The following is a 24,410-nucleotide window of genomic DNA, read 5'->3' as shown; positions in this document are numbered from 1 at the left end:
TGTCGTTCAGTCGTCATACGACATCAAAAGAGGAGATAAGCCGCAATGCTTTACTTTATTAATTTGGTTTACAACCTATTAATTCCTCCCGGAATCTTTGTGCTTTTGTTATTGCTTGTCGCGTTATGGCTGTATTATCGCGTCGGCCGCAAATCGTGGCTTGTTCCATTGACCCTTGCTTTCCTTCTATACTTGTCATCGATCCCGCTGATCGGCGAACGGCTCTCCAGTCACTGGAGGATCGCTACGCCCCACCGGCATCCATTGAAGGAGACGCCTACGTCGTGCTAACCGGAGGAGCCACATTGCAGAGACTCGCCTTGGGCGTGCCTGAACAGGCCATCCTGGTGGACGATCGAAGCCGCACAACGCAAGAAAACGCTCGATACACGAAAGAATTGCTTGTGCAGCATGGGCTGGCGTCCAGTATTAATCACTTCCGCTTTTCACCTGGCAAGGTCAGTCAAACATTTTAATGAACAACAAGTGGAGGTTATCCCTTATCCGGTTGGCTAATTGTTAAGCAAAACTGATAGCGGGTTAACAGGCAGATTATTCGTGCCGGTCTCTACCGCAATGAATCAACTACGCCTTGCACTAAAAGAGTATTTGGGTATGCTGCAATAGCTCTAAGGAGCGCAAAAACCGCCGGTTCTTTCGAAGAACGGCGGTTTTTACTTTATTCATTTCATTCCAAGCCTTCTAAGCACCGCTGCAGATCCAGTGGCAGCGGTGCATTAAATTCCATCCATTGATGGGTAATAGGATGAGTTAAGCCCAGCGTTATGGCATGAAGTGCGTGGCGATCGATCGCAGTTGATGGCGATTGCTCTTCCGATCCGGCTTCCAAACCGTACAGCTTGTCACCGAAGAGCGGGTGGCCCAGATGCTTCATATGAACTCGAATCTGGTGGGTGCGACCGGTCTCCAGCCGCAGACGAATGTACGTCGCATTTCGAAAACGGCGCTCTACACGATAATGAGTTATAGACGGGTAGCCCGATTCGGTGACGATACGAAGATGCGGCGACAGCGGATCCCGATCAATCGGAGCATCAACGGTACCTTCGTCAAGTGCAACTACTCCATGTACCAAGGCTACATACTCTTTTTTCAGGCCATCCGATTGCATTTGTTCGGAAATTTGCTGGTGAACGTACGCGTTCTTCGCAACGGCGAGTGCCCCTGATGTTTCCTGATCGAGACGGTGGACCGGGCGGAAACGGAATCTCTCCCCTTTTTCCATCCAGTAATGAACCACTCCGTTGGCCAGTGTCTCCGTGTAATGTCCGTGCGTCGGATGAACGATTCGGCCAGCCTCTTTATTCAGCACCAGCAGCTCCTCGTCCTCGTAGAGAATATGGATCGGAATCGGCTGCGGCAAAATATCATCGGACGTCTCTACTTCCATGCGAGCCTCTACCCTGTCACCTGTCCGTACCTTCACATCGATGTACTTGCGCTCACCGTTCAGCATAATGCCCTGCTCCGTCATCTTCAGCCTGGACAACAGCTTTCGGGAAATCCCCATTCTCTGCTGCAACACCGTGCGAAGGAGCATCCCGTCATCTTCCGAAGGCACAATGTATTGAAGAGGTTTGTAATATTCTATCATTTGCGGCGAAACACCTTTGCGCTGCGTGCATACTCCACGTCCGGAATACCTGCACGGCTGTTAGCCGACCTTGCCACAGTGAAGAACAAATCCGAAAGCCGGTTCAAATAGCGGCGTACTTGCTCATTGATCGGCTGCGTGCGGGCCAGCGTCACCACCCGTCGCTCCGCCCTGCGGCACACGGTCCGGCATACGTGCAGCGTAGAGGAGGCCTGACTTCCTCCCGGCAAAATAAACCGCTGAATTTCCGGGGCTTCCGCATCATATTTATCAATCCACGTTTCCAAACGGTCCACCATCTCCGCCGTGACCTTGTATGGACGCAGCTCCTGCTTCAGCAGCGCCAAGTCCGAACCGCAGTCGAACAACTCATGCTGAATTTCAAGCAAATCGGCAAGCAAATCCGCGTCCCGTTCCGGATCAAGAAACCCCATCGCCTGACCGACGAAGCAGTTCAGCTCATCGACCGTGCCGTATGCCTCTACTCGAACGTCGTCCTTATCCACGCGTCCCCCGATAACACCCGTTTGACCTGCATCGCCCGTTCTCGTATAAATTCTCATCCGTTATCCCTCCTTGCAATCTATCATCTCATATAAACGTTCCATATCCAAATGCTCCCTTACATGCGCGGCCAATCGATCGAATGCGGCTTCACGGCGCTCCTGAAAACGCAGTTCGGCCTTCTTTGGCTCCAGCCCTTTACTTTCGCGAATCCGGTTTAACCACGCACGGCGGAAGTCGTCATTATGTAAAATACCGTGCACATACGTGCCGAAGAGGCGACCGTCTCCGTTCACGACCCCATCGGCAGCAGTGCCCGTATCATCAACCGATGGCTGCAGAACAAATGGGTGTTCTACCGGTTCAAGAAAAGAAGTTTGTCCCATATGAATTTCATAGCCTGTGATCGGAAAACGCTGCCCCTCTTCGGCATACAGTCCCGTTGTTCCTCGCGTTTGCACCGTCCTCTTCTCCCGGGCAAAAACGGTTTCCGTCGGAAACAGACCAAGACCTGTCAGCTCCCGCTGATTCGATTCCACCAGCTCCGGGTCCAGCAGCCTGGAGCCAAGCATCTGATAGCCTGCACAGATGCCCACAATCCACCCGCCGCTCTTGGCATAATCGAGCAGCTTGCGGTCAAACCCGACCTCGCGCAAATAAAGAAGGTCGTCGACCGTGTTTTTACTTCCCGGCACGATCACGGCATCCGGCTCACCGAACTGTTCCGGCGTCTCTACAAACCGCAATCGAACATCCCCCTCGTACTCAAGCGGATCGACATCCGTGAAGTTGGAAATGCGCGGAAGGCGAAGCACCGCAATATCCAGCATGCCAGGCAGCCTCTCCCCTACTTGACGTTCTGCCAGCTTGCGGTCGAGTGAAGCGGAATCCTCATCCTCGAGTTCAAGCTGGGGCAAATAAGGAATAACCCCCAGCACCGGCTTGCCTGTCCGCTTCTCAAGCCAATCCAGCCCGGGCTTCAGCAGGGTGATGTCCCCGCGGAATTTATTGATCACAAATCCTTTGACGCGCAATCGTTCTTCCGGGGTTAAGATTTCAAGCGTTCCTACAATCGAGGCGAATACCCCGCCCCGATCGATATCCGCAACCAGTAGTACGGGCGCATCCGCCCAACCGGCCAGCCGCATGTTCACGATGTCGCGGCTTTTCAGGTTGACCTCGGCAGGGCTGCCTGCCCCCTCGATGACGATTACCTCGAAGTCCCTGCGCAGCCGTTGGAGCGACTCCTTCACAATGCTTTCCGCCTCAGGCAGATACTTTTCCCGATACGTCCTGGCGTCAAGATCGCGGTATGGCTTGCCGTGTACAACGACTTGGGAAACCATGTCCTTTTTCGGCTTCAGCAGGATCGGATTCATGTCCGTCGTCGCGGGAATGCGGCAGGCATCGGCCTGCATCCCCTGAGCCCTTCCAATTTCTTTGCCATCCGGCGTCACGTACGAGTTCAGCGACATATTCTGCGACTTAAACGGAGCGACGCGCCGGCCATCCTGAAGCAGAATGCGGCACAGTGCAGCCGTCAGCAGGCTTTTGCCCGCATCCGATGACGTGCCTTGGAACATCAGAGTCGGAGCAAGCTTACAGGCAGGACTGTCAACCGAGACAGGCAGCGCTTCCGCAGAAGCTGCCGATCCCTGCAGCACGCTTAAAGCTTCCGCCAAGCCGGCCAGCAGCTTCTCGTTCTGCTCCCGCAGCTTGATAGCCACCCTGCAGCAGGTCTCATCCAATCCGGCAAACAGCGACGCGTCCCGTATCAGAATTCCCCGCCTTCCCATCTCCGCTTGAAGCGCCTGGACGGTAAGACCAAGCGGCCGGAGCGAAAAGAGAATAAAATTAGTGTCGCTGTCAACCACTTGGAATCCCAATGCCCGGAGCCTGCCGGAAAGAACCCCCCGTTCCTCCCTCAGCCATTCCAGCGTACTGGCCGCATATTCCCGCTCCTCCAGTACGCTGCAGCCGATCCACTGCGCTAATGCATTAACGCTCCACGGCACCTGCAGCCGCCTCATAAGACGGATTCGTTCCGGATTCGCCACAATATATCCTAGCCGAATACCCGGGATAGAATAAAACTTCGTCATGGAACGAATGACCATCAAATTCGAGCTCTCCGCCGCCGCACGCGTAAGCGTAAGCTCCTCTTCGAGGGGAGTAAAGTCAAGAAAAGCCTCATCAACAATGGCAGGTATATCCCCTTCCGCCAACAAAGACACGATATCCTTAGGCAGCAAACGCCCGGTAGGATTGTTCGGATGTCCGAGAAACAACAGGTCACACCTGCTTGCGGCTTCTTTCACGTCGGAAAGCTTCAATACATACCCCGATGCCTCCGACAACGGAATATCGAGCACCCGCCCGCCGATTTTTTCCACCGCTTCTTCATACTCACCAAAGGACGGCCGCGCTAGTCCCGTCACGCCTGGGCGCAGTACTCGAACGGCCAAATCGATCAGCTCCGCTGCACCGTTACCGACCAGAATGCAGTCTTCGCCGACCCCGTGCTTGGCAGCCAATCTCCTTGTCAATTCCCTCACTGCCGGATCGGGATAGTTCACAACCTCTCTCCACCTGCCGCTGAAGATGATCCCTACCGATTCCGGAGGGCCCAGCGGATTCATGTTCGAGCTGAAATCGAGAAACTGCTCCTGCGGTACCCCAAAAGCTTCTGACGCCGTCCATAAATCACCGCCGTGTCCGTATCGCTCCAGCATCCATTCATTCCCCCCATCCTATCATCAACACAAGCATAAAGAGGAGCAGAACCTCCAACAGCTCATTCATAGCTCCATATGTATCCCCAGTCAGACCGCCCAGCTTGCTATGTATGTAGGCGCTCATCAAATAACCGCTCAACAGAGTCATTCCTCCAAAAGCGAGTATAAGCCAAATCCCCCCTGCCAAATGCAGCCCGAAGGCCTGCGCGATCTGGAGTACAGCAGCCGATAAAAGTACAGCCACCGTACTATTCGCGGCAACGCGCTTCCATCCGATACCTCGGTAAAAAGTACCCATCCCGCCGCCCTGCTCCTGTCTCGCATAGGGCCACCCGGCTATAGCAACGACCATATACCAGCGGCTCCACAGCAAAACCATCGGCAGGAGCAGTAAGCCGCTTTGCTCCTCGAATCGAAGCAGCTCCTGCAGCAAGGACCACTTCAGCAGCATTACAAGCACACAGACCATGACACCCATGGCGCCAACCCGGCTGTCCTTCATAATCTCCAGCATCCGCTCGCGCGATCGATGGCTCAAAATACCATCCGCCGTATCCATCAGACCGTCCAAATGCAGAGCTCCGGTCAGCAGCGTCCAAGCCGCTAACAGCAGCGCTGCAGCAGGAAGCGGAGGCAGTGTCATATTCAACAGCTTGGACACTCCGAACAGAAGAGCACCAAGCACAAAGCCGACCAAAGGATAAAAAACGACGCTCCGGCGAAACAAAGCGTCATTGTAGTCCAGCTTTACCGGTACGGGAAGCCGAGTCAGAAATTGAAAGGCGGCCGCACACGCCGATCCCCACGTTATCCATAAAGCCAAAACAGCCCGCACAGCAATCCCCCCGTAACCAAATAACTGACACCGTACAATATTCTGACGGTCCGTCGGATGTCCTCTCTCTCCCGCTCCCGGAGCGGCCATCCCATTCGGGCCCGCTCGCTCAGTCGGCCGTGGTATACATTCACACCCCCGAGCTCAATACCGAGCGCTCCGGCGACGGCCGATTCCGGGATGCCGCTGTTCGGACTCGGGTGAAGCCGGGCGAAGCGCATAATCGATCGTGTGGCTCTTCCTGCGCGAAGCCCGGGGCTGAACCACGCCACAAGCACTAAGAGCACCCCCGTCAACCGCGCGGGAATCCAGTTCATCACGTCGTCCCAACGGGCCGAAGCCCATCCGAAATGAATATACTTTTCATTCTTATAGCCCACCATCGAGTCAAGCGTATTGGAAGCGCGATACAGCATCGCCAGAGGAGCACCGCCCAGTAACGCATAGCAGATCGGAGAAACAAACGCATCCACAATATTCTCAGCTACAGTCTCTACCGTGGCCCGCGTAATTTCCGGCTCGTCGAGCTGCGAAGTATTCCGCCCGACAATGTAGCCGACCCACTTTCTTGCTTCAAGGATGTTTCCTTCGCTGAGCGGCTTATACACTGCCATTGCCGCATCCTTCAAACCCTTCACGGCGATCGTTGTCGAGATTAACCATGCGCTAACACCATAACCGAGCCAAGGATGCGCTTGATCCGCGAACCATACGATAAGCCATATGCTGCAGTAAGCCGCACCGATGGTCACGATGGCAAGTGCAGCCCCGCGTGAACGGGTACGCTCCATCTTTTCAACCGATCTCGGATACAATCGTTTCTCCAGCAGCGTAATCAACCGCCCGATCCACACCACAGGGTGTGTCATCCACCGCCACGTAGGGTCTCCAATCATCCAATCGATCACGACCGCGGCAAGCACCATCCACATCAACTCTTGCACACTATAAAACAACAAGTCCGTTCCTCCGCACCGTACTATAAATGAAACGCTCGGCTTTTCAGCTCGATCGGAATTCCCGCCGTTACAAGAAACACCTGGTCTGCCTTACGGGCCAACCGCTGATTCATCCTCCCGGACAGATCGCGAAACACCCGCCCCAGCTTATACTCGGGCACAAGACCGCTCCCTACCTCATTGGTAACCAGTACGACCGGGCAATCGAGCGAACTAAACACATGCTCCAACTCTTCGATTTTATCCTCAAGCCTGCCTAACCGCTCGGCCTCTGGCTCCTGTTCCACCCGGAGCAGCCAATTGGACAGCCAAAGCGTAAGGCAATCCACAAGCACGACAGGCGCTTTCGCCTTCAGAAGGGTTTCAGCGAGATCATACGGCTCCTCGGCCATAACCCATGGATACCCGCGCTCCTCCCGCTCCAGCCGGTGCAGCGTGATGCGTTCCTTCATTTCTTCGTCAAAAACCTGCGACGTGGCAATGTATAAGCCTTGATCGCCAAGCGTTGCCGCGTAGCTTTCCGCAAAGGAGCTCTTCCCGCTGCGCGCTCCGCCCGTTACAAGTACCTTGATTCCTCCGCCGCTCATCCTTGCACTGGCTCCGCTGGGGCCCCCCCTGATATTCCCGCATTTGCGAAGGTTGCCATTTCTTGCATGATTTTGACCGCAGCCTCAATCAACGGAAAAGAAAGAACTGCGCCCGTACCCTCTCCAAGTCTCATATCCATCACGAGCATCGGCGTAAGCCCGATCTCAGCGAGCAGTCGTGCATGGCCCTGCTCCTGCGAGAGATGTGATGCCAGCATATACGGTACGCTAAGCGGAGCCAATCGGGCGGCGACCAATGCCGCGGCCGAAGAAATGAACCCGTCAATGACGACCGGACAACGATGCTTCGCAGCACCCAGAATAACGCCAACCAAGCCGGCGATCTCAAGCCCCCCCACTTTGGACAACACATCCATCGGGTCCGCCGCATCCGGAGAATTGAGCTCGATGGCTCGGCGAATTACAGCTTGCTTGTGCAGCAGGCGCTCGTCATCAATACCGGTTCCTCGCCCTGCGGCCTCAGCCGCATCCGTCCCGCCGAGCACGGTCAAAATCGCCGAGCTTGCCGTCGTGTTGCCAATGCCCATATCTCCAGTACCGATCAGTCCGTATCCTTTTCCCACCAATTCTTCTGCCAGCCTCATACCGACTAGCACGGCTTCTTCCGCTTCCTCCCGCGTCATCGCAGGCCCTTTGGTCATATTGGCCGTCCCCATGCGAATTTTATGCGATCGAAGCCGGGGATCCGATAGTTCGGCATTAACGCCGATGTCAACACAAACGACGTCGGCGCCGGTATGGCGTGACAGCACGTTCACCGCCGCTCCCCCATTCAAAAAGTTGAGCACCATCTGCGGCGTTACTTCGGCCGGGTAGGCGCTGACTCCTTCTTCACATACGCCGTGATCCGCAGCCATAACGACAACCGCTTTTTTCCCCAGGTCCGGCATCCGTTCCCCGCGGATTCCCGCAAGCTGCTTGCCTACCTCCTCCAGTCTACCTAAGCTGCCGGGCGGCTTAGTCAGCTGATCCAGATGAAGCGCTGCCTCCTCTATACTCTGCTTATCCAGAGGCGCAATATCGGAAATCATTTGTTCCAATCGGTTGTTACTCATCATCTAGTTCCCTTTCCTAGTAAAATTTGCGGCACCCCGCTATCTGGGTGTGTAAGGATGTGCGGCCGCGTGCCGTACACTTGCTCCAACAGATTCGCACGAAGCACCTCTACGGGCGTTCCGATTCCCGCTACCACGCCTTCGTGCAGCAGTAGGAGACGGTCGCAGTACTGCGCGGCCAAATTCAAATCGTGCAGTACCGAAATGACCGTCATGCCCCATTTCTGCTGCCATTTGCGGACCATATCCATCATCTCTACTTGGTATCCGATATCAAGGAAAGTCGTCGGCTCATCGAGCAGCAGCAGCTTAGGCTCCTGAGCCATCGCTTTACCCAGCGCCACACGCTGCCGTTCCCCACCGCTCAACTGATCTATCGTTCTCCCCCGCAGGGACTCAAGCTTCAACAAATCGATAATCCGCTCTACCAGCGCGTCTGCATCATCCGCTTCATCACCCAGCCAGTTCTGATACGGGTAGCGTCCCATTTCGATCACCTCTTGCACGGTGAAGCCGAGTGGCGGCAGCGCGTCCTGCTCAAGTACCGCGAGCCGCCTTGCCAATACTTTCCTTGAATAGGACGTTACAGGTTTACCCTCGAGCCTCACGCTCCCGGCAGAAGCCGGTTCCAGCCCGGAAATCAGTTGAAGCAGCGTCGATTTCCCGCTCCCGTTCGGGCCCAAAATACCAAACCATTCCCCCGGCTCCACCCGAAAGCGGACACCGCGAAGGATCTCCCGCCCTCCAAAGGCCTTGGACACGTCCTCCACATCCACTCGAATCATCGCCCGCATCCTCCTTCACTCGCGTACCATCCGTTTCCTGCGGCGCAGCAAATAGGCAAAAAAAGGCGCTCCCATAAACGCCGTGACGACTCCGAGCGGAATTTCCGTCGGACTGAGCAGCGTTCGGGCCAGCGTATCGGCAAGCAGCACGTAGATCGCGCCTCCGATCAAAGACATCGGGAGCAGCAAGCGGTAATCCGGACCGACCATAAGCCGAAGCAAATGCGGCACCAGCAGACCGACAAACGCAATAACACCCGATACGGATACCGCCGCAGCCGTGATTAAAGTAGCGGCCACCAATACGATCAGCTTCGTCCGCTCGACATGGATTCCGAGATGCGCCGCCTGCCGCTCCCCGAGCGCGAACAAATTCATTGCCCGGCCTAAGCTTAGGAGCACCAAGGAGCCGGCAGCCAAATACGGCAGCAGTACCATGGAATAAGTCCATCCGCGCAGCGCCAGGCTACCCATTAGCCAGAAGATAATCTCATTGATCACCTGATCCGACATGGCCACCATCAACGAAACGAAGGCACCCAAGAAAGCCTGCATCACTACACCGGCAAGAATGACGGTTTCTTTGCGCAGCTTGCCGTCCGTCCGTGCCAGCAAGAGTACCGTACAGAGCGATAGTACTCCGGTCATGAACGCTACCGCCGGTACCGTCCACTCTCCGAAGAGGGTATACTGTAGTCCGAACAAAATCAAAAACGATGCGCCCACCGATGCCCCAGAAGAAACGCCGAGCGTATAAGGATCGGCAAGAGGGTTACGGAGTACGCCCTGAAAGGCTGCACCGGCCAATCCCAGAGCAGCTCCAACCAGAATACCCAATGCTACCCTCGGAAGCCTGACCTTCCATACGATTTGCTCAGAAGCCGCGCTCCAATCGGCTTGGATACGGTCGCCGACCCAAGGCAACTGATGCAGCATGATCCCCCACACGTGACCTAGCGGGATGCGCACTGTACCGATCGACAGGGCTAAGGAGGCAGCAAGTAAAAGCATTGCCAAAGCGGCTCCGCCCCAAATCCACAGCTTTCGCTTCATCTTATTTCACCAGTTCCGGGTAAATTCCTTTAGCTACTTCCGTCAAAGCTTGAGTTATTCTCGGACCCGGACGACTCATGATATCCTTGTCCAACCCAACCAGTTGATTCAACTTCACCGCATCGATCTGCTCCCAGCCGCTGCGCTCGCGAATCAGTTGATCCATGGGCTTTTGGGACTTATCATCAATGATCCCCATCGGATAAATAATGATCTGAGGATTGTCCGCTATCACCTTTTCCTCGCTGATCTTCACGTAGCCTTTCTCACCGCCGGCCACATTGACAGCGCCGGCCAAACCGATCAGTTCGTCAATATACTCGCCCTTACCGACCGTCCAGCCCGGGGAAAACTCGACAAACACCTTTTTCTTCTGCTCCGGCTCCAGCACCTTCACCGCATCCAGTACGGCTTGACGTTCGGCTTTCATTGAATCGACCAGCTTTGTCGCCTGCTCCTGCCGGTCGAAGATTTGCCCCATCAGCAGAATGTTGTCCATTACATCGTCCACCGTTTTCGGCTCCACTTTAAACAGATTCACTTTCAATCCGCGAAGCTGCTCCACTACGGCCATATTCATGGATACGCCCGTCATGACCACATCGGCGTTCGCTGCAATCAACGCCTCCTCGTTCGGCTTCATGATGCTCCCGACCTTGGGCTTTGAGGCCGCTTCCGCAGGGTAGTTGCAGAAATCCGATACACCAACCACCCGATCCCCAAGCCCCAAAGCAAACAGCGTTTCCGTTTCGCTCGGTGAAGTGGAGACGATTCGCTCCGGTGCTTTATCAAATACAAACTCTTTTCCCGTAACATCTTTGATCGTGAGCGGATATGTCGTCCGTTTCACCGATGTGGACGCCTCTTCCTGCTTAGTACCACCCGCCTTGGGCGCATCTGCCTGCTGACCCTGCCCCGGGGTTGACGCAGTGCTTCCGCATCCTGCCAACCCTCCTGCCAAAGCCAAGCTCAGGATGGCTGCCACCAGCCGCTTTTTTATACGATTCGTCTTACCCTGGTACATATGTTCATCTCTCCTCAACATCTTTACAAACAAAAAGACCTCTGCTTTTCGGATTGTATCCAAAGCAGAGGGCACACACTGACAATACTGCGCAGCACCAGTCGACATCAAGGTCGATATGCTGCCGGCAGGCTGCGTGATCTGCTCCTTCTCCTCGAAAGGCCGCATCGAATGCAGATTCAGGCAGGTTTCCTGACTTACGGGCTGCTTATTCAAGAGCTCTTCGCCTTCCCGTCTCATTAAGATGAAGACAGTGACTTGATAAAGAGCATTACCCGTATACAGTGGCGGGACCGCGCCGGATTCGCACCGGCTTCCCTTTTAACCCGCAAGCGGCAATCTTACCGTGCAGGCACCTGAATCGCTATATTGTTGTTCGCTGGCATGACTTGCATGTAAGGCTATTCCTACCGTCTCTCCAGCTTATTCTTTATGATGTTAACATAAAAGACCTCAGCTTTCAAAGCTTTTAAGAGCTATTAAAGCACGATAAGGAACAAAAAAGAAGCCGATCAAGACCGACTTCTTCGATGCAGATTCATATATTCATTAATCTTAAGATCAAGCTCCATACTGATTTTTACCACCTGCGGCGATGTCAGGTCGTTTCCACTTTGCACAAGACTCTCGAGTTCACGTCGAAGGTGATAAATGTCATCTTCTAAAGATAAGGCAGACGAAGCTCGTTTTCTTGTTCCAAAAATCCACTTGGCCTTATGATCATTCTCACGAATCCAACCGATACTCAAGTTTTGCCGAAGCTGATATTCTGGAAAAGCCATTCTTCATCCCTCCCGTCTCATATCTTTAGACCTATAAAGAAGAAGATTCATATGAATGAACATATGAATCTTCCATAAATCTAAGATAACATTTTATAGGGAGCTTGAAAATGGCTAATTTTGTCGAATTTACAGTTTTTTGATGAAATTTCCTATTCTATCTATGGCCTCGATTAATTGATTGACCGATGTAGCGTAGGAACAGCGGACAAACCCTTCTCCACCTAACCCGAACACATTGCCTGGCACGGCTGCGACCTTTGCCTCAAGAATCAGTCTCTCAGCAAATTCCTCTGAGCTAAGCCCCGTAGCCTGAATGGAGGGGAATGCATAGAACGCTCCCTGAGGCTCATGGCACTGCAGTCCGATTTCCCGGAAGCCCTGAACGACCAAGCGACGACGCTGGTTGTATGACTCTACCATCCGGTCCTTTTCCTCCAGACCGTGTTTCAGCGCTTCCAGCGCAGCAACTTGTCCCATGGACGGAGCACACATGACCGTGTACTGGTGAATTTTAAGCATGGCCGAGATGAGATCCCGGTGCCCGCAGGCATACCCCATCCGCCAACCGGTCATTGCAAACGCCTTGGAAAAACCGCTCACAAGGATCGTACGGTCGCGCATGCCCGGCATCGAAGCGAAGCTGACGTGTTTTTGATCATAGGTCAATTCGGCATAAATCTCGTCGGAAATGACGATCAAATCGTTCTCCTCTACGATTTTGGCAATAGGCAGCCAATCCTCATAGGTCATGATGCCCCCGGTAGGATTGCTCGGATAACATAAAATAAGCACTTTCGAACGAGGTGTGAGCACCGCTTTGAGCGCTTCCGCTGTCAGCTTGAACCCGTCTTTGGCGAATGTCTCAATACCGACGGGTATACCGCCGCCGATTCGAGTAATCGGGCTGTAAGAAATGTAACAAGGCTCCGGTATAAGAATCTCGTCTCCCTGAGTAACCAAAGCGCGCAGCGCCAAATCGATCGCTTCGCTTCCCCCTACCGTAACAAGCACCTCGTCTGAAGGCTCGTAAGGCACATGAAACGATTCGTATAAGTATTCGGCAATGGCTTCCCGCAGCTCGGGCAGACCGGAGTTCGGTGTATACTTGGTATTCCCGCGTTCTAGCGAATAGACGCACGCTTCTCTAACATGCCAAGGTGTGCTAAAGTCAGGTTCCCCCACACCAAGGGATATAATATCCTTGCTGCCGCTCACAAGATCAAAAAACTTACGGATGCCTGATGGCGGAATTTCGCGCACGAGCGGAGCCAGGTAGCCGCTCATCGACTTCGTCTGCAGTGGTTGCTGCTGGTCCTGTTTATGCTCTATCATCTTCTCAGCGTCCTTTATGGCGAGATCAAGAGACGGCGGTCATCTTCATGGTCCTCGAAGGTAATTCCGTCCTGCTTGTACTTTTTCAATATAAAATGCGTCTTCGTCGACAGCACCCGATCAATCGGGGAAAGCTTATTGGAAACGAACGCTGCTACCTCTTTAAGCGTCTTACCTTCGATTTCTACGAGCAAATCATATGCCCCGGACATCAAATAGACCGATTTTACTTCTGGATATAAATAAATGCGTTCGGAAATCGCGTCAAAGCCGCGTCCGCGCTCCGGCGTAATTTGCACTTCAATAAGGGCAGTGACTTTCTCGCTGTCCACTTTGGCCCAGTTAACGACCGTGGCGTATTTCACGATCACATTTGCTTCCTCCAGCTCGCCAATCGCTTCCGACACTTCCGCCTCGGAAGCCCCGAGCATTGTTGCGATCAAGGCCGGCGTGCGGCGTGCATCTTCTTTGAGCAGCTCAATGATTTTCATTTTGAATTGTTCCATGGATGCGCCCTCCTACAAAGCTTAAAGTTACAGTAATGATATTCGTTAACATAAATAACGAGAAATAAACATTCTGTATCAATAAAAGATTCCGCTTAACCACGATATATTCTTCGACTGGCTTCGACCAGAAGCTTTTATTATTACTACATATTACACCTATCGCCCGTCTTTTGGCAAAGCAAAAATACGCAGGCTTGACATGATGAGGGAGGAGGAAAATAAAATAAACGACAAAAAACCTCCAATCAAATGGAGGTTGGTCATTGCCGGCGGTATTCGTTTAACAATGGCAGATGCTGCGGGGCGTAAGAAGTTTACGCATATATCCTTCAATTTCCCGTCCCTTGTACCCAGGAAGCACCGTAATTTCAATGCTGTGCTGATCGGAATTTACAAGACATCCCAATCCCACAAGCTGTTCTTGATCATAAGCCGCTATAACACGGTCGCTATGAGAGTACGTTTCATATGCAAAAGCCCCGCATTGGTCTGAATGCGCGAAAACGGATTCGATCAACTGTTGAAACTGCTCCTCGCCCGGAAGCTGATTGTGCAGCGCGATTTTCATGAAAGGTTCCCCTCTCCAGTAAGATGGTCAAGATCATAAAGAACGATGTTCCCGTCCTTCTTATTTATTATTATACATATTAATGTATATTTATACAAGCATTTTCATTTTGTTTTGCCATATTTATCCTTACCAGGAGTTAACGGCAGCGTAGGCTTTTGAAGGGGAATAAGTGTAAGCGTAATCAACTCAACTGTACACAAAACGGCAGGCCCTCCCCTCTAGGGACAGTCCCGCCGTTGCTTCACTACTTCCGCTTGAATTTAAAAGATGTCCATGCTTAAATATCGCTCTCCCGTGTCCGGTGCGATACACAGCACCCGCTTGCCGCGTCCAAGCTTACGTGCCACCTGCAGACCGGTCCATACGGCGGCGCCTGCGGACGGTCCTACCAGGATGCCCTCAAGCCTTGCCAAGTCACGGGTTGTCTGCAGCGCGTCTTCGTCAGCTACTTGCACGATCTCGTCGTAGACGTCCGTGTTCAGAATCGAAGGCACGAAGCCGGGGCTGGTACCAACCAGCTTATGCGGTCCCGGCTGCCCCCCCGAAAGAACTGGTGAGCCTTTAGGCTCAACGACATAGATGCCGATGCCCGGCAGCTTCTCGCGGAGTACTTCTCCCGTACCGGTAATGGTCCCTCCGGTTCCCGAGGTGGCGACGAAGGCGTCCAGACGCCCTTCCATCTGTTCGATGATCTCCAGAGCTGTCGTTACCCTATGGATATCCGGGTTCGCTTTATTTTCAAACTGCTGGGGTATAAAACTGTTCGGAATTTGCGCTTGCAGCTCAAGCGCCTTCTTAATGGCGCCCGGCATCCGTTCCGCCGCGGGCGTCAGCACTACATCCGCACCATAAGCCTTCAGCAGGTTAATTCGTTCCTTTGTCATATTGTCAGGCATAATCAGAATCGCTTTATAGCCTTTCGCCGCCGCGTTCATGGCGAGCCCGATTCCCGTGTTTCCACTCGTCGGCTCAATGATTGTAGCGCCGGGACGAATGAATCCGTCCTTCTCCGCTTGAGCGATCAGATTGAATGCCGCTCGGTCTTTGACACTCCCGCTCGGATTGAAATATTCAAGCTTTACGTATAGCTCCGCATCATCCACGCCCACGAGTCGGTTGACCCGAACGGCCGGCGTATCCCCAATCAACTCCGTTATGCTGTTTACCATCTTTCTGTTTGTACTCATGATGCAGCCACTCCCTTCGGTACGGAATATTCGAGGCTTCCGTACATCCAAACAACACTCTATCCCTATTATTCTATCGGGAGGGCGTATTTTGTCAAGTTTCCTCCCCTTATACGTACGCCTATACTTTAGCCTCCTGAGCTTTACGAATCCAATACGAAGCCGCAATCGGCGAGCTTCCAATGGCCAGCAGCAGCCAGTTCATCGCTGCTGGCGATCTGGTCAACGATACTACGATGATGAATACCGCCGTACCTAGCAGACGTCCGGCATTCAATGCAAGCTCCCTCATGACGATATATTCCTCCCGGCGCTTCACGCTTTCATTATCGCCGCCGATCAGATCGAAGACGATAGAAGTCATCGGGATGCCGTAAAGCGGATAGAAAATTGCTGCCCCAATCCCGAATACCAGGAGGGTAGCAAAATTAACCTTCCAGAAAAAAGGAAGTATAATCAACACCAGCATCACCGCTCCGATCAGTATCGCCTTCGGCCGGTATTCCGGACGCAGCAGCCTGCCCGCAATCATAAAGCTAATCAAAGCCGCAGCGGAGGTCAGAAGTGAAAAATTGCCGAGCTTCATTTCACTTCCTGTATGCACATAAACGAGCAGAGTGATCATAAAAACGAATACCCCTTCTCGTATTCCCTGGGCCATCAAAGCCAGCCCGACCTTACGCCATACCGTGTCCTTTTGCCGCAAACAGCGCCATGTCAAGAACCATTCATACCTTCCGGAGGTTTTCCGCTTTTTTAGAAAAAAGCTTACGAATACACCCACACAAAAAACGATAAGCGACAAGGTAAAAATGAGACGATACCCGTTATACTCCTGCATACGGACAATAAGAAACCCCGAAATCCAAGGAGCAATCATCCCTGCTCCCGATCCGAGCAGTCCTGCCGCTCCGTTAAATCGGTCGCGGTTGTCCGGGTCCGTCACCTCGAAATAGATGACATTGAACGCAAGCCAGAACAATCCGGACGAAAGCCCCTGAACGGCGCCTAGCAGCAAAAAGTAATCCGCTGCCCGCTCGCCAAACCACAACACAAGCAAATAAAACAACGCGGCAACCGCCACTCCAGTTCGCAGACAGTTCATTTTATTGTGTTCCTTCACCCATTTGCCGGCTAGCCAGAACGTCATGGCCATGGTTAAGTGGTGCATCAGCGTAAACCATCCAATAACCGCAAAATCGTGCTTTGCCTTCCAGAGATACACATTGACGAAAATGCCGGATAAAGCGTTGGCGGCTGCAAATAAGCCGTTGACCGCCAGCAGCAGCCGGGACTGACCCGTTAATGGGGCGTTCTTTGAATTCCCCGGCTCCTCATTGTCCCGGCCACCCGAGCCTTCCCTTTCTCGCCACTTATGAGGGTGGCCGCCTTTGCCGCCTCCACGTGTCCAATGGTCTGGAAAATGTTTAGTTCCGGTATGCATTCGCTCACCTAATCCCATGTAATGTCTTAGTTAAGCTTCCCAATAAGACAAAAAACATGAGCGTTTCCCGTATATGGAAACTCCAAGGAACACGAAACGGGGAGAAGCACGAATGCCTCTCCCCGCAAACTTATGACGATGAACTGCCGTTAGAACGGAGCAGCTCGATCATGGCAAGCCGATCCCCTTCGGCCAAAGAATACTCCACCTTGAAGCATGAAGGACAAACGTAAACCTGAGATGAGAAGGAAGCTGTTAGCAAAGGCTTCTTCAAGCTGTCGTGCACAAACGGTACGAATTCTTGAGATCCCTTTCCCTTTTGTGTTCCGGCGAACAGCATCAAACTGTGGCATGTGCCGCATTCAGGAGCTTCCTCCTGACTGTCCAGCACCTGCCCGACACGTTCCTCGTATTCATCCATCAACTCCATGTCTTCTTGAGAGAAAGCATAATCGTCCTCATCATCTTCTTCATCCATCGTAATCTGTTGATCCGATGGTTTGACCGTAACATTGAGGCTGCGATAATCTCCTAGCTCATTGAAGCAGTGCGGGCACGTTTCTTCAGGGCCAATCTCCGGATCCCAGACGATCTCGGTTTGGCACCAAGGGCATAGAGAGTCATACGATTGCGACAAACGATATTCCTCCCCTTTATCAACATCATGCATTATTAATAAAATAGTAAACGCCCGCGCCCAAAAACACAAGCGCAAGCGCCAATAAGGTGCCCCATAAATATTTCACAGGACGTTCCTCCTTCAAGTCGAACAACGCTCCGGCTTCCATCAGGTAACGCTGGCACCCACGACGTAAGATAGCGAAATCGAAATCGTCATGGATAAAAAGCCTACCGCCCGGTTATCCTGCTGAATTTGTTCGTCAATTTTGAAATACGGTGTTAAAAATTCAAAAATAAAATAAGCAACCAGCAGCAGAAGGAATCCGTAGCCGGCCCAAATCAGCGAGTGCCATATCGTGTCGTTGTTGAGAATGGCAAAGCGGAACAAGTTACAAATCCCGAAAATTTTGCCGCCCGTCGCCATCGCTACAGAGACATTGCCCTTCTTAATCTCTTCCCAATCCTTGTATTTCGTAACAAGCTCAAACACCGCCAAAAAAACAATCAACGCCAACACGGCGACAGAAAATATCGCCAGCGTTTCCACATACGGATTCCCCATCATACGGTCCACCTCTTCATTCATCATGGTGAATCTCCCCGCCTTTCACTTGGAAGCACAAGGACAACAACCGAAGAGACTGAAGGGACAGTCTTCAGTCTCCGCGATTGCTTATGATAAAATTATTCAGCTTGCTTTCTTGCTGCCAGCCTTGCTTTGAGCGCAGCCAGTTCGTCATCCACCCCGTCATTTTTGCCGAGGGCGGCGAACTCATCATCCAAGCTTTTCCCTTTGGAGTTGAGCTCACCGCTCGCTTCTGCTTCCGCTTCGAGCTGAAGCACCTTTTCGCTCATCCGGTCGAAGCCTTTGGAGGCGTTGTCGCTGCCGAAGCCGGACATCGCTTGGTTGATCTGTTTTTGCGCTTTGGCCGCCTCAGCGCGGGCTACGAGAATATCCTTCTTGTTCTTCATCTTGCCGAATTCATCTTTCATCTCGACAAGCTGGCGGCGCAGACGGTCGGCATTGGCTTTGGCCGTCTCAAACTGCCCTTTCATCTCGTCTTGACGCTCCTGGTGCTCTTTCTTATCCTGAAGCGCGCGGCGGGCCAGATCCTCATTACCGGCCTCAAGAGCCTTGAGCGCTTGTTCCTCACGCTTTTGTACCATCTCGAGCGCTTCTTCGTATTGCTGCTTGAATTTCTTCTCAATGGCAATCTGCTTCGCAACGGCGATCTCCGCCTCACGAATGTCTTCTTCCATATCGCGTAAAAATTGGTTTAACATTTTTACCGGGTCTTCTGCTTTGTCGAGTAAATCGTTAATCGAAGCCATTGTCAAATCACGCAGTCTCTTAAAGATCCCCATGTCGGAGCCCTCCCGAATTTGTTTAGGTTTTATGTTTTCAGCCTGCAGAGCTTATGGAACATCGATGTTGTACACTCTTATATACGACAGAATTATTCCGGAGTTTCATAAGTGAAAGAAAAAAATCATAAATAAGTTCGGCCTGGGGGCGGCAGCCGTCATTTCAGCTCCGCAACCGTCACCCCGGCACCGCCTTCATTATATGCACCCATCCTGTAGCTTTTGACATGCTTGTGCTTGCGCAAAAATTCCTGGATGCCCGTTCTCAGCACGCCGGTTCCTTTACCGTGAATGATATATACCTGTCCAAAATTGGCCAAATACGATTCGTCCAGAAACCGGTCCACCTCGATGATGGCTTCCTCCACATTAGCCCCTCGCAAATCAAGCTCCATCTTCGCGTTATCTTCCCGGGTCCGCTTCAAGCTTGAAGTTGCTTTCGGAGGCGCCTTGGGCTGTGCGGATGCCTGTTTCACGAGCTGCAAATCGGCCTGCTTCACCTTCATTTTGAGGATGCCTAGCTGTACATTGGCTTCCAGAGCGTTGACGATTTCGGCCACATGGCCTCTTTGACCAAGGCTCGTCACAATGACTTCATCGCCCGGTCCGATTTGATCCGGCTTCTTCTTCGGCGCCTTGGCCGACTGCTTTGCTTTCAGCTCCGGTGCAGCCTCGTTCAGACGCCGTTTGAGCTCGCTCAGCTTATGGTCCTTGACGCCGGCTCCCTCTTCCCGCTGCAGCCTGCGGAGCTCCACAATAACTTCGTCAGCTTCGCGCCGCGTCTTCGCCACCGCTTCCTGCGCCTCTAGCTCAGCCCTTTCAAGCAGCTTATCCCGCTGCTCCTCGAAGCGCCGCCGTTCGTTCGCCAGCTGCTCGCGCTGCGCTTCGACCTCGCGGCGCAGCTGCTCTGCCGTCACGCGCTCCGCTTCGGTCTGCAGTCGATTCTGCTCCAGTGTCGCAATCATGGACTCGACGCGCTGCTCCTCTTCACCGACTTGGCCTCGGGCATGGTCAATGATCGGCTTCGCCAGTCCGAGCCGCTCGGCGATAGCAAACGCGTTACTTCGCCCGGGCACGCCAACCAACAGCCGATAGGTCGGTCTTAATGTCTGCACATCGAACTCCATGCTGGCGTTGATGACGCCTTGACGATCGAAGGCGTAAGCTTTAAGCTCACTGTAATGCGTCGTGGCCACAATGCGGCAGCCCATCCGGTGAATATAATCCAGGATGGAGATCGCTAGCGCCGAGCCCTCGGCCGGGTCCGTTCCCGCTCCAAGCTCATCAAGCAGCACCAAGCTCTTCGGCGTCATTTCCTTCAAGATGCGAATGATGTTGGTCATATGACTGGAGAACGTACTCAAATTTTGCTCTATGCTCTGTTCATCGCCGATATCCGCATAAATCGCATCAAAGACGCACAGCTGGCTGCCTTCTTCGGCTGGTACAAACAGTCCGGACATGGCCATGAGCGACAGAAGGCCGATGGTTTTGATCGAGACGGTCTTACCGCCTGTGTTCGGGCCCGTAACAATGATGGCCGAGTAGCGGTTTCCAAGCTCCAGATCGATCGGAACGACGCTTTCCGCAGGAATCAATGGGTGTCGGCCTCTTTTCAGCTTGATGAAGCCGCGGTCGTTTAGAATCGGCAGCGTCGCTTTCATCTCGCGTGCAAGTCCGGCTTTGGCAAAAATAAAGTCCAGCTCCGTCAGCACCTCCACATTCACCAGTATCGGATCCGCGGCTTCCCCGATAAGGGCGGACAGCAACCGCAAAATTTTTTCGATCTCCGCTTCTTCTCTCAGCTTCAGCTCTCGAACGCGATTGTTCATCTGAACTACGGCTTCCGGCTCAATGAACAGCGTTGCTCCCGATGCGGATTGATCGTGAATCATACCGCCAAAGTGACCACGGTATTCCTGTTTCACCGGAATGACATAACGGTCGTTTCGCATGGTCACCAGATTTTCTTGAAGCATCTTTTGGATCGACGGCGTTCTCACCATTTGCTCAAGACGCTCACGGGCTTTGGATTCACTGCTGCGCAGCTCTTGCCGGACCCTCGCCAGCTCGGGAGTGGCGGAATCAACCACATGTGCGTTCTCGTCGATACACTCCCGTATTTTGTCCTCCATCGCTTTATGATCCGTCATCGGCTCCATGAGCTCGATCAGCATCGGTATGGCATAATCCTCATGCAGTGCTTCCAGAAACTTTTTCAGCCGTCTGCCGCCCTGGCTTGTCAGCAGGACATCCAAAAGCTCGGCCGGATTCAGCATGCCGCCGATTCGTGCACGGTGAATGCTTCCGCGAATGTCGCGGATACCTCCGAAGGGTGCACCGCCCTTAAGACGATCCACGTTCACAGCCTCGTCGGTAGCCTGCAGCCTGCGTTTGACCTCACCAAACAGTCCACTTGGCTCGAGCGAGAGGACTCGTTCCTGTCCAAGCGATGTCGACGCGTGCTGAGAACAACGCTGCAGCACAGAGTGAAAGTCGAGCGTGGACAATATCTTTTGATTGTATGATAAGTTTGTTTTCATTGAATCGATCATAAACCTGCCTTTCTCTTTTGACCCGAAACTGCCATCGCTACTATTATATCCAAGTCTCAGCCGTAAAGCTATGGAGGTCCCCTAAGGATTGCCACTTATAAAGCGATTTGTCCACGGTAACCCTAAGTTCAAGCCCGCGAGAGCTCAAGCCTCGCGTCAACGTATGCAAAGGAGGAATCTGCAGATGCATTTGCTTGGACATCTCGTCAGATTTATTGTTTCCGCCTTAATGCTGCTGGTTGTTAGCTGGATCGTTCCCGGATTTTCCGTCGGGGGATTCTGGAGCGCCTTCTTTCTGGCACTAGTGATCGCCATTGCGGCATGGATCATTGAAGGAGTGTTCGGCAGAAGGATTACGCCTTTTGGACGGGGGATTGTAGGCTTCCTGACAAGCGCGCTCATCATTTGGATATCACAGTTTATCGTTAGCGGCGTTTCGACAAGCATCATCGGTGCCATTTTGGCCGCCTTGGTGATCGGAATTATCGATCTGTTCATCCCGGTCAAGACACCATTTGAACGACGCGAAGGCGCCAAGTAAGCAGCAAAAGGACTGTCCCACATGTCTGATTAGACGCCGGGACAGTCCTTTTCCATTACCGTGAAAACACACAAATATCATCTCGAGGGGCTGTCCCAAAAGTCATGAGACTTGGGAGAGCCCCTTATTTACGAAGTACGAGGATCTACAGACACGATCTTTTCACATGACTGTCACCGCGCTGACACAGCCAAATGAACAGGATATTGGTAAGATAAAGACAGAAATAAATCTATATTCAACCAGGGGGAATAATAATGAAAAAGTGGATTATAAGCACAGTGGCCATCGGCCTTATTTTTGCGCTGTCTGCCTGCGGTACGAAGGAAGATCCGCAAGCGGCCCAGCCAGCAGCTAATGGAAACGCAGCATCACAGTCTGCCGCAGGAGGCGCAGCAGGTGATTCCGCCTCGTCCCAGCAAATCAAGCTCGTCGCAACCAATTATGCCTTTGACCAAAAAGAGTACAAAGTGAAGAAAGGGCAAGAGGTTACCTTCACACTGGAAAATAAACAAGGGCTTCATGGAATTGCCATTAACGGGCTCGATGTGAATTTGGACAACCAAACGAAATCAGCCACCGTTACCCTCGATAAGGAAGGCACCTACGATATCATCTGCTCCATTCCATGCGGCTCCGGTCACATGTCTATGAAAGCCAAACTGATTGTAGAAGCGTAATAAACCTAGACTTTTAAGCAGCTTCATCCGTTAGACGGAGGAGGCTGTTTTTGGTTTACACGCGGAATCCAAACCGTCCCTTTTTTAACATTTACTTATGCCTTCCATCAGAAAACATGATTTCACGCGAAGAAACGGGTCTGGTATGATAAGTAAAAGGATAGAAAAGAGGTAGGGATGATGAGGAATAACGGATTACTGACAGGAAAAACCGCCATCGTTACCGGCGCCGGTACAGGGCTCGGACGTGCGTCAGCGCTGGCTTTTGCCGCTGAGGGCGCACAAGTCGTATTATGCGGGCGACGTGCAAGCAAGATCGAGACCGTTGCCGCCGAAATCACTGCAGCGGGCGGGACGGCTCTGGCCGTGCAAGCCGACGTCAGCGTGGTGGAGGATACGCTCCGTCTGGTCCGGCTTGCTTTGGAGCAGTTCGGTCGTGTGGACGTATTAATTAACAATGCCGCTGTGTTTGAACCCGGCACCTTGTCAGAAATGACGCTTGAAGCGTGGAATGAACATCTCGCAGTCAACCTGACCGGCCCTTTTCTCATGACGCGAGCAGTGGTTCCTTCGATGCGAAAGCAAAAATACGGCCGTATCGTTAACATTACCTCCGGAATGGCCGAAAGCGGAGCAGGAGGCTATATCGCTTACAGCGCAAGTAAAGCGGGCTTGGAATCACTCACTCGAACGACGGCGGAAGAAGAAAGCGATCATCACATCCTTGCGAATCTATACAACCCGGGTACCATCAAATCGGAAATGCACGCCACCGGCAAAGATCCGGCTTCCGTCGTCCTTGAGCTGGTTGCCTTGGCCTCACTCCCTGAACCGGGCTTCACCGGCCGGTTGGTGCAGGCAGGCGAACTGGAATCTGAAATAAGCTAATGGCTCCCGATGCCAAGCTGAACGAACTCGCGATATTTCTAAAATAGAAAAGAGCTACCCTATCATACGATTGGGTAGCTCTTTTTTGCATATTAGGGGAATGAGTCCTTGCCACAACGGTTGCGTTCTGCCCGAACGTAACGACTTCTTCTACGGACGGAGACATCATGCCCTTTATCAAATCAATCCAACCATACTGCCGCTTTGACCAGATCTGCCCGATTCTCCCAGAGCTCCTGCAGCTTGTTCGTGAAAACCGGTGTATTCTCAAGGATATAAGGGGCCGCTATGGAATGCTTCAACAACCGCTGCGCCGTGTCGTTTGGAAGCACGGTCATAACGTGCACAATAATAATGATGATCAGCGCAGCCTCAAGGATGCCGAGCGTTGCACCGCTCCACTGGTTGACCTGCTTTAACCCCGGCGTGGATGCCAAGAGATTGAACAGGCGTCCGGCAATGCTGAAGGCGATTTTGACTCCAAACAGCAGAATCGCAAAAGCCAGCGCATTGTACACGTATGTATCCAGATGCAGCTCTTGGGCGAGAAACTCGTAATGCTGGTAAGTTTCGTGCCCAGAGAAGGCTAGCATACTGCGGACCAGCGGCGCTACTTCGTCATAAAAAGCGAAGGCGATTAAGTAAGCGACGAACAATCCGGCAATTGACAGAAGCTGCGCAACGAAGCCACGCGAGAAACCAAGTACCATCCCGACGGCAACCATTACCAGTACGCCCCAATCCAATCCGTTCATTCCT

The 24,410-nt window shown here is 52.8% G+C and carries 27 protein-coding genes and 1 riboswitch; of the genes, 5 read left to right on the top strand and 22 right to left on the bottom strand.

Annotated features, from left to right (window positions below):
* Positions 1 to 125 precede the first annotated feature (125 nt).
* Both JOE45_RS23735 and JOE45_RS24310 read left to right on the top strand, forming a co-directional pair.
* A complete protein-coding gene (locus JOE45_RS23735) occupies positions 126 to 476 on the top strand; it encodes an ElyC/SanA/YdcF family protein (RefSeq protein WP_245247112.1) in 351 nt (116 codons plus the stop codon).
* A complete protein-coding gene (locus JOE45_RS24310) occupies positions 451 to 516 on the top strand; it encodes a hypothetical protein (protein ID WP_481856106.1) in 66 nt (21 codons plus the stop codon). Before JOE45_RS23735 ends, JOE45_RS24310 begins: the two co-directional genes overlap by 26 nt.
* A gap of 172 nt (positions 517 to 688) precedes the next feature.
* On the opposite strand, the gene JOE45_RS21855 is transcribed toward JOE45_RS24310, so the two are convergent.
* The 21 genes from JOE45_RS21855 to JOE45_RS21760 all read right to left on the bottom strand — a co-directional run bounded on the left by JOE45_RS21855 (position 689) and on the right by JOE45_RS21760 (position 21,530).
* Positions 689 to 1,615: an RluA family pseudouridine synthase gene (locus tag JOE45_RS21855; RefSeq protein ID WP_210022376.1), complete on the bottom strand. Its 927-nt coding sequence runs from the start codon at positions 1,613 to 1,615 to the stop codon at positions 689 to 691.
* Complete coding sequence (locus tag JOE45_RS21850) at positions 1,612 to 2,178, bottom strand: cob(I)yrinic acid a,c-diamide adenosyltransferase (RefSeq protein WP_210022377.1); 567 nt, start codon at positions 2,176 to 2,178, stop codon at positions 1,612 to 1,614. Before JOE45_RS21850 ends, JOE45_RS21855 begins: the two co-directional genes overlap by 4 nt.
* 3 nt (positions 2,179 to 2,181) lie before the next feature.
* The gene (locus JOE45_RS21845; RefSeq protein WP_210022378.1) at positions 2,182 to 4,851 is read right to left on the bottom strand and encodes a cobyric acid synthase; all 2,670 of its coding nucleotides are present in this window, start codon (positions 4,849 to 4,851) and stop codon (positions 2,182 to 2,184) included.
* 4 nt (positions 4,852 to 4,855) lie between these two features.
* Complete coding sequence (gene cobS, locus JOE45_RS21840) at positions 4,856 to 5,689, bottom strand: adenosylcobinamide-GDP ribazoletransferase (protein ID WP_348632572.1); 834 nt, start codon at positions 5,687 to 5,689, stop codon at positions 4,856 to 4,858.
* Positions 5,662 to 6,648 (bottom strand): adenosylcobinamide-phosphate synthase CbiB, encoded by a 987-nt coding sequence (cbiB, locus tag JOE45_RS21835; RefSeq protein WP_210022380.1) that lies wholly within the window; start codon positions 6,646 to 6,648, stop codon positions 5,662 to 5,664. The genes cobS and cbiB overlap by 28 nt, the downstream gene beginning before the upstream one ends.
* Before the next feature lie 20 nt (positions 6,649 to 6,668).
* Positions 6,669 to 7,235, bottom strand: coding sequence for a bifunctional adenosylcobinamide kinase/adenosylcobinamide-phosphate guanylyltransferase (gene cobU, locus JOE45_RS21830; protein ID WP_210022381.1), 567 nt, complete (start codon positions 7,233 to 7,235; stop codon positions 6,669 to 6,671).
* A complete protein-coding gene (cobT, locus tag JOE45_RS21825) occupies positions 7,232 to 8,311 on the bottom strand; it encodes a nicotinate-nucleotide--dimethylbenzimidazole phosphoribosyltransferase (RefSeq protein WP_210023523.1) in 1,080 nt (359 codons plus the stop codon). Before cobT ends, cobU begins: the two co-directional genes overlap by 4 nt.
* Positions 8,311 to 9,096, bottom strand: coding sequence for an ABC transporter ATP-binding protein (locus JOE45_RS21820; protein ID WP_210022382.1), 786 nt, complete (start codon positions 9,094 to 9,096; stop codon positions 8,311 to 8,313). The genes cobT and JOE45_RS21820 overlap by 1 nt, the downstream gene beginning before the upstream one ends.
* Positions 9,097 to 9,111: 15 nt before the next feature.
* Positions 9,112 to 10,149, bottom strand: coding sequence for a FecCD family ABC transporter permease (locus JOE45_RS21815; protein WP_210022383.1), 1,038 nt, complete (start codon positions 10,147 to 10,149; stop codon positions 9,112 to 9,114).
* A gap of 1 nt (position 10,150) precedes the next feature.
* Positions 10,151 to 11,173, bottom strand: a complete 1,023-nt coding sequence (locus JOE45_RS21810) for an ABC transporter substrate-binding protein (protein ID WP_210022384.1) — start codon at positions 11,171 to 11,173, stop codon at positions 10,151 to 10,153.
* Between the two features lie 165 nt (positions 11,174 to 11,338).
* Positions 11,339 to 11,548: riboswitch (cobalamin riboswitch) on the bottom strand.
* A 137-nt stretch (positions 11,549 to 11,685) separates the two neighbouring features.
* Positions 11,686 to 11,955: an aspartyl-phosphate phosphatase Spo0E family protein gene (locus JOE45_RS21805; protein WP_210022385.1), complete on the bottom strand. Its 270-nt coding sequence runs from the start codon at positions 11,953 to 11,955 to the stop codon at positions 11,686 to 11,688.
* A 129-nt stretch (positions 11,956 to 12,084) separates the two neighbouring features.
* Complete coding sequence (locus JOE45_RS21800) at positions 12,085 to 13,290, bottom strand: aminotransferase class I/II-fold pyridoxal phosphate-dependent enzyme (protein ID WP_210022386.1); 1,206 nt, start codon at positions 13,288 to 13,290, stop codon at positions 12,085 to 12,087.
* Between the two features lie 14 nt (positions 13,291 to 13,304).
* Positions 13,305 to 13,796 carry an Lrp/AsnC family transcriptional regulator gene (locus tag JOE45_RS21795; protein WP_210022387.1) on the bottom strand — a complete coding sequence of 164 codons (492 nt, stop codon included), beginning with the start codon at positions 13,794 to 13,796 and terminating at the stop codon, positions 13,305 to 13,307.
* A gap of 283 nt (positions 13,797 to 14,079) precedes the next feature.
* Positions 14,080 to 14,367, bottom strand: coding sequence for a hypothetical protein (locus tag JOE45_RS21790; protein WP_210022388.1), 288 nt, complete (start codon positions 14,365 to 14,367; stop codon positions 14,080 to 14,082).
* A 263-nt stretch (positions 14,368 to 14,630) separates the two neighbouring features.
* Positions 14,631 to 15,557, bottom strand: a complete 927-nt coding sequence (gene cysK / locus JOE45_RS21785; protein WP_210022389.1) for a cysteine synthase A — start codon at positions 15,555 to 15,557, stop codon at positions 14,631 to 14,633.
* Between the two features lie 121 nt (positions 15,558 to 15,678).
* Positions 15,679 to 17,001 carry an MFS transporter gene (locus tag JOE45_RS21780; protein ID WP_210022390.1) on the bottom strand — a complete coding sequence of 441 codons (1,323 nt, stop codon included), beginning with the start codon at positions 16,999 to 17,001 and terminating at the stop codon, positions 15,679 to 15,681.
* 130 nt (positions 17,002 to 17,131) lie between these two features.
* Complete coding sequence (locus tag JOE45_RS21775) at positions 17,132 to 17,671, bottom strand: hypothetical protein (RefSeq protein ID WP_461479651.1); 540 nt, start codon at positions 17,669 to 17,671, stop codon at positions 17,132 to 17,134.
* Entirely contained in the window at positions 17,664 to 17,789 is a 126-nt protein-coding gene (locus JOE45_RS23935; protein WP_280874637.1) for a hypothetical protein, read from the bottom strand. Before JOE45_RS23935 ends, JOE45_RS21775 begins: the two co-directional genes overlap by 8 nt.
* Positions 17,789 to 18,208 (bottom strand): DUF350 domain-containing protein, encoded by a 420-nt coding sequence (locus JOE45_RS21770; protein ID WP_210023524.1) that lies wholly within the window; start codon positions 18,206 to 18,208, stop codon positions 17,789 to 17,791. The genes JOE45_RS23935 and JOE45_RS21770 overlap by 1 nt, the downstream gene beginning before the upstream one ends.
* 98 nt (positions 18,209 to 18,306) lie before the next feature.
* On the bottom strand, positions 18,307 to 18,987 hold the full coding sequence (locus tag JOE45_RS21765) for a PspA/IM30 family protein (protein WP_210022392.1): 681 nt from the start codon (positions 18,985 to 18,987) through the stop codon (positions 18,307 to 18,309).
* 158 nt (positions 18,988 to 19,145) lie between these two features.
* Positions 19,146 to 21,530 carry an endonuclease MutS2 gene (locus JOE45_RS21760; protein ID WP_210023525.1) on the bottom strand — a complete coding sequence of 795 codons (2,385 nt, stop codon included), beginning with the start codon at positions 21,528 to 21,530 and terminating at the stop codon, positions 19,146 to 19,148.
* Between the two features lie 196 nt (positions 21,531 to 21,726).
* On the opposite strand from JOE45_RS21760, the gene JOE45_RS21755 reads away from it, so the two are divergent.
* The 3 genes from JOE45_RS21755 (at position 21,727) to JOE45_RS21745 (ending at position 23,651) form a co-directional block, all read left to right on the top strand.
* Positions 21,727 to 22,083: a phage holin family protein gene (locus JOE45_RS21755; RefSeq protein WP_210022393.1), complete on the top strand. Its 357-nt coding sequence runs from the start codon at positions 21,727 to 21,729 to the stop codon at positions 22,081 to 22,083.
* Between the two features lie 257 nt (positions 22,084 to 22,340).
* The gene (locus JOE45_RS21750) at positions 22,341 to 22,763 is read left to right on the top strand and encodes a cupredoxin domain-containing protein (protein ID WP_210022394.1); all 423 of its coding nucleotides are present in this window, start codon (positions 22,341 to 22,343) and stop codon (positions 22,761 to 22,763) included.
* A 177-nt stretch (positions 22,764 to 22,940) separates the two neighbouring features.
* Positions 22,941 to 23,651 (top strand): SDR family NAD(P)-dependent oxidoreductase, encoded by a 711-nt coding sequence (locus JOE45_RS21745; RefSeq protein WP_245247111.1) that lies wholly within the window; start codon positions 22,941 to 22,943, stop codon positions 23,649 to 23,651.
* Between the two features lie 182 nt (positions 23,652 to 23,833).
* On the opposite strand, the gene JOE45_RS21740 is transcribed toward JOE45_RS21745, so the two are convergent.
* On the bottom strand, positions 23,834 to 24,406 hold the full coding sequence (locus JOE45_RS21740; protein WP_210022395.1) for a CvpA family protein: 573 nt from the start codon (positions 24,404 to 24,406) through the stop codon (positions 23,834 to 23,836).
* Positions 24,407 to 24,410 lie beyond the last annotated feature (4 nt).

Source organism: Paenibacillus sp. PvR098 (genome assembly GCF_017833255.1).
Lineage (GTDB): Bacteria > Bacillota > Bacilli > Paenibacillales > NBRC-103111 > Paenibacillus_G.
Note: the sequence above shows the minus strand (reverse complement) of the source record. Positions and strands in the feature narration are given on the sequence as shown.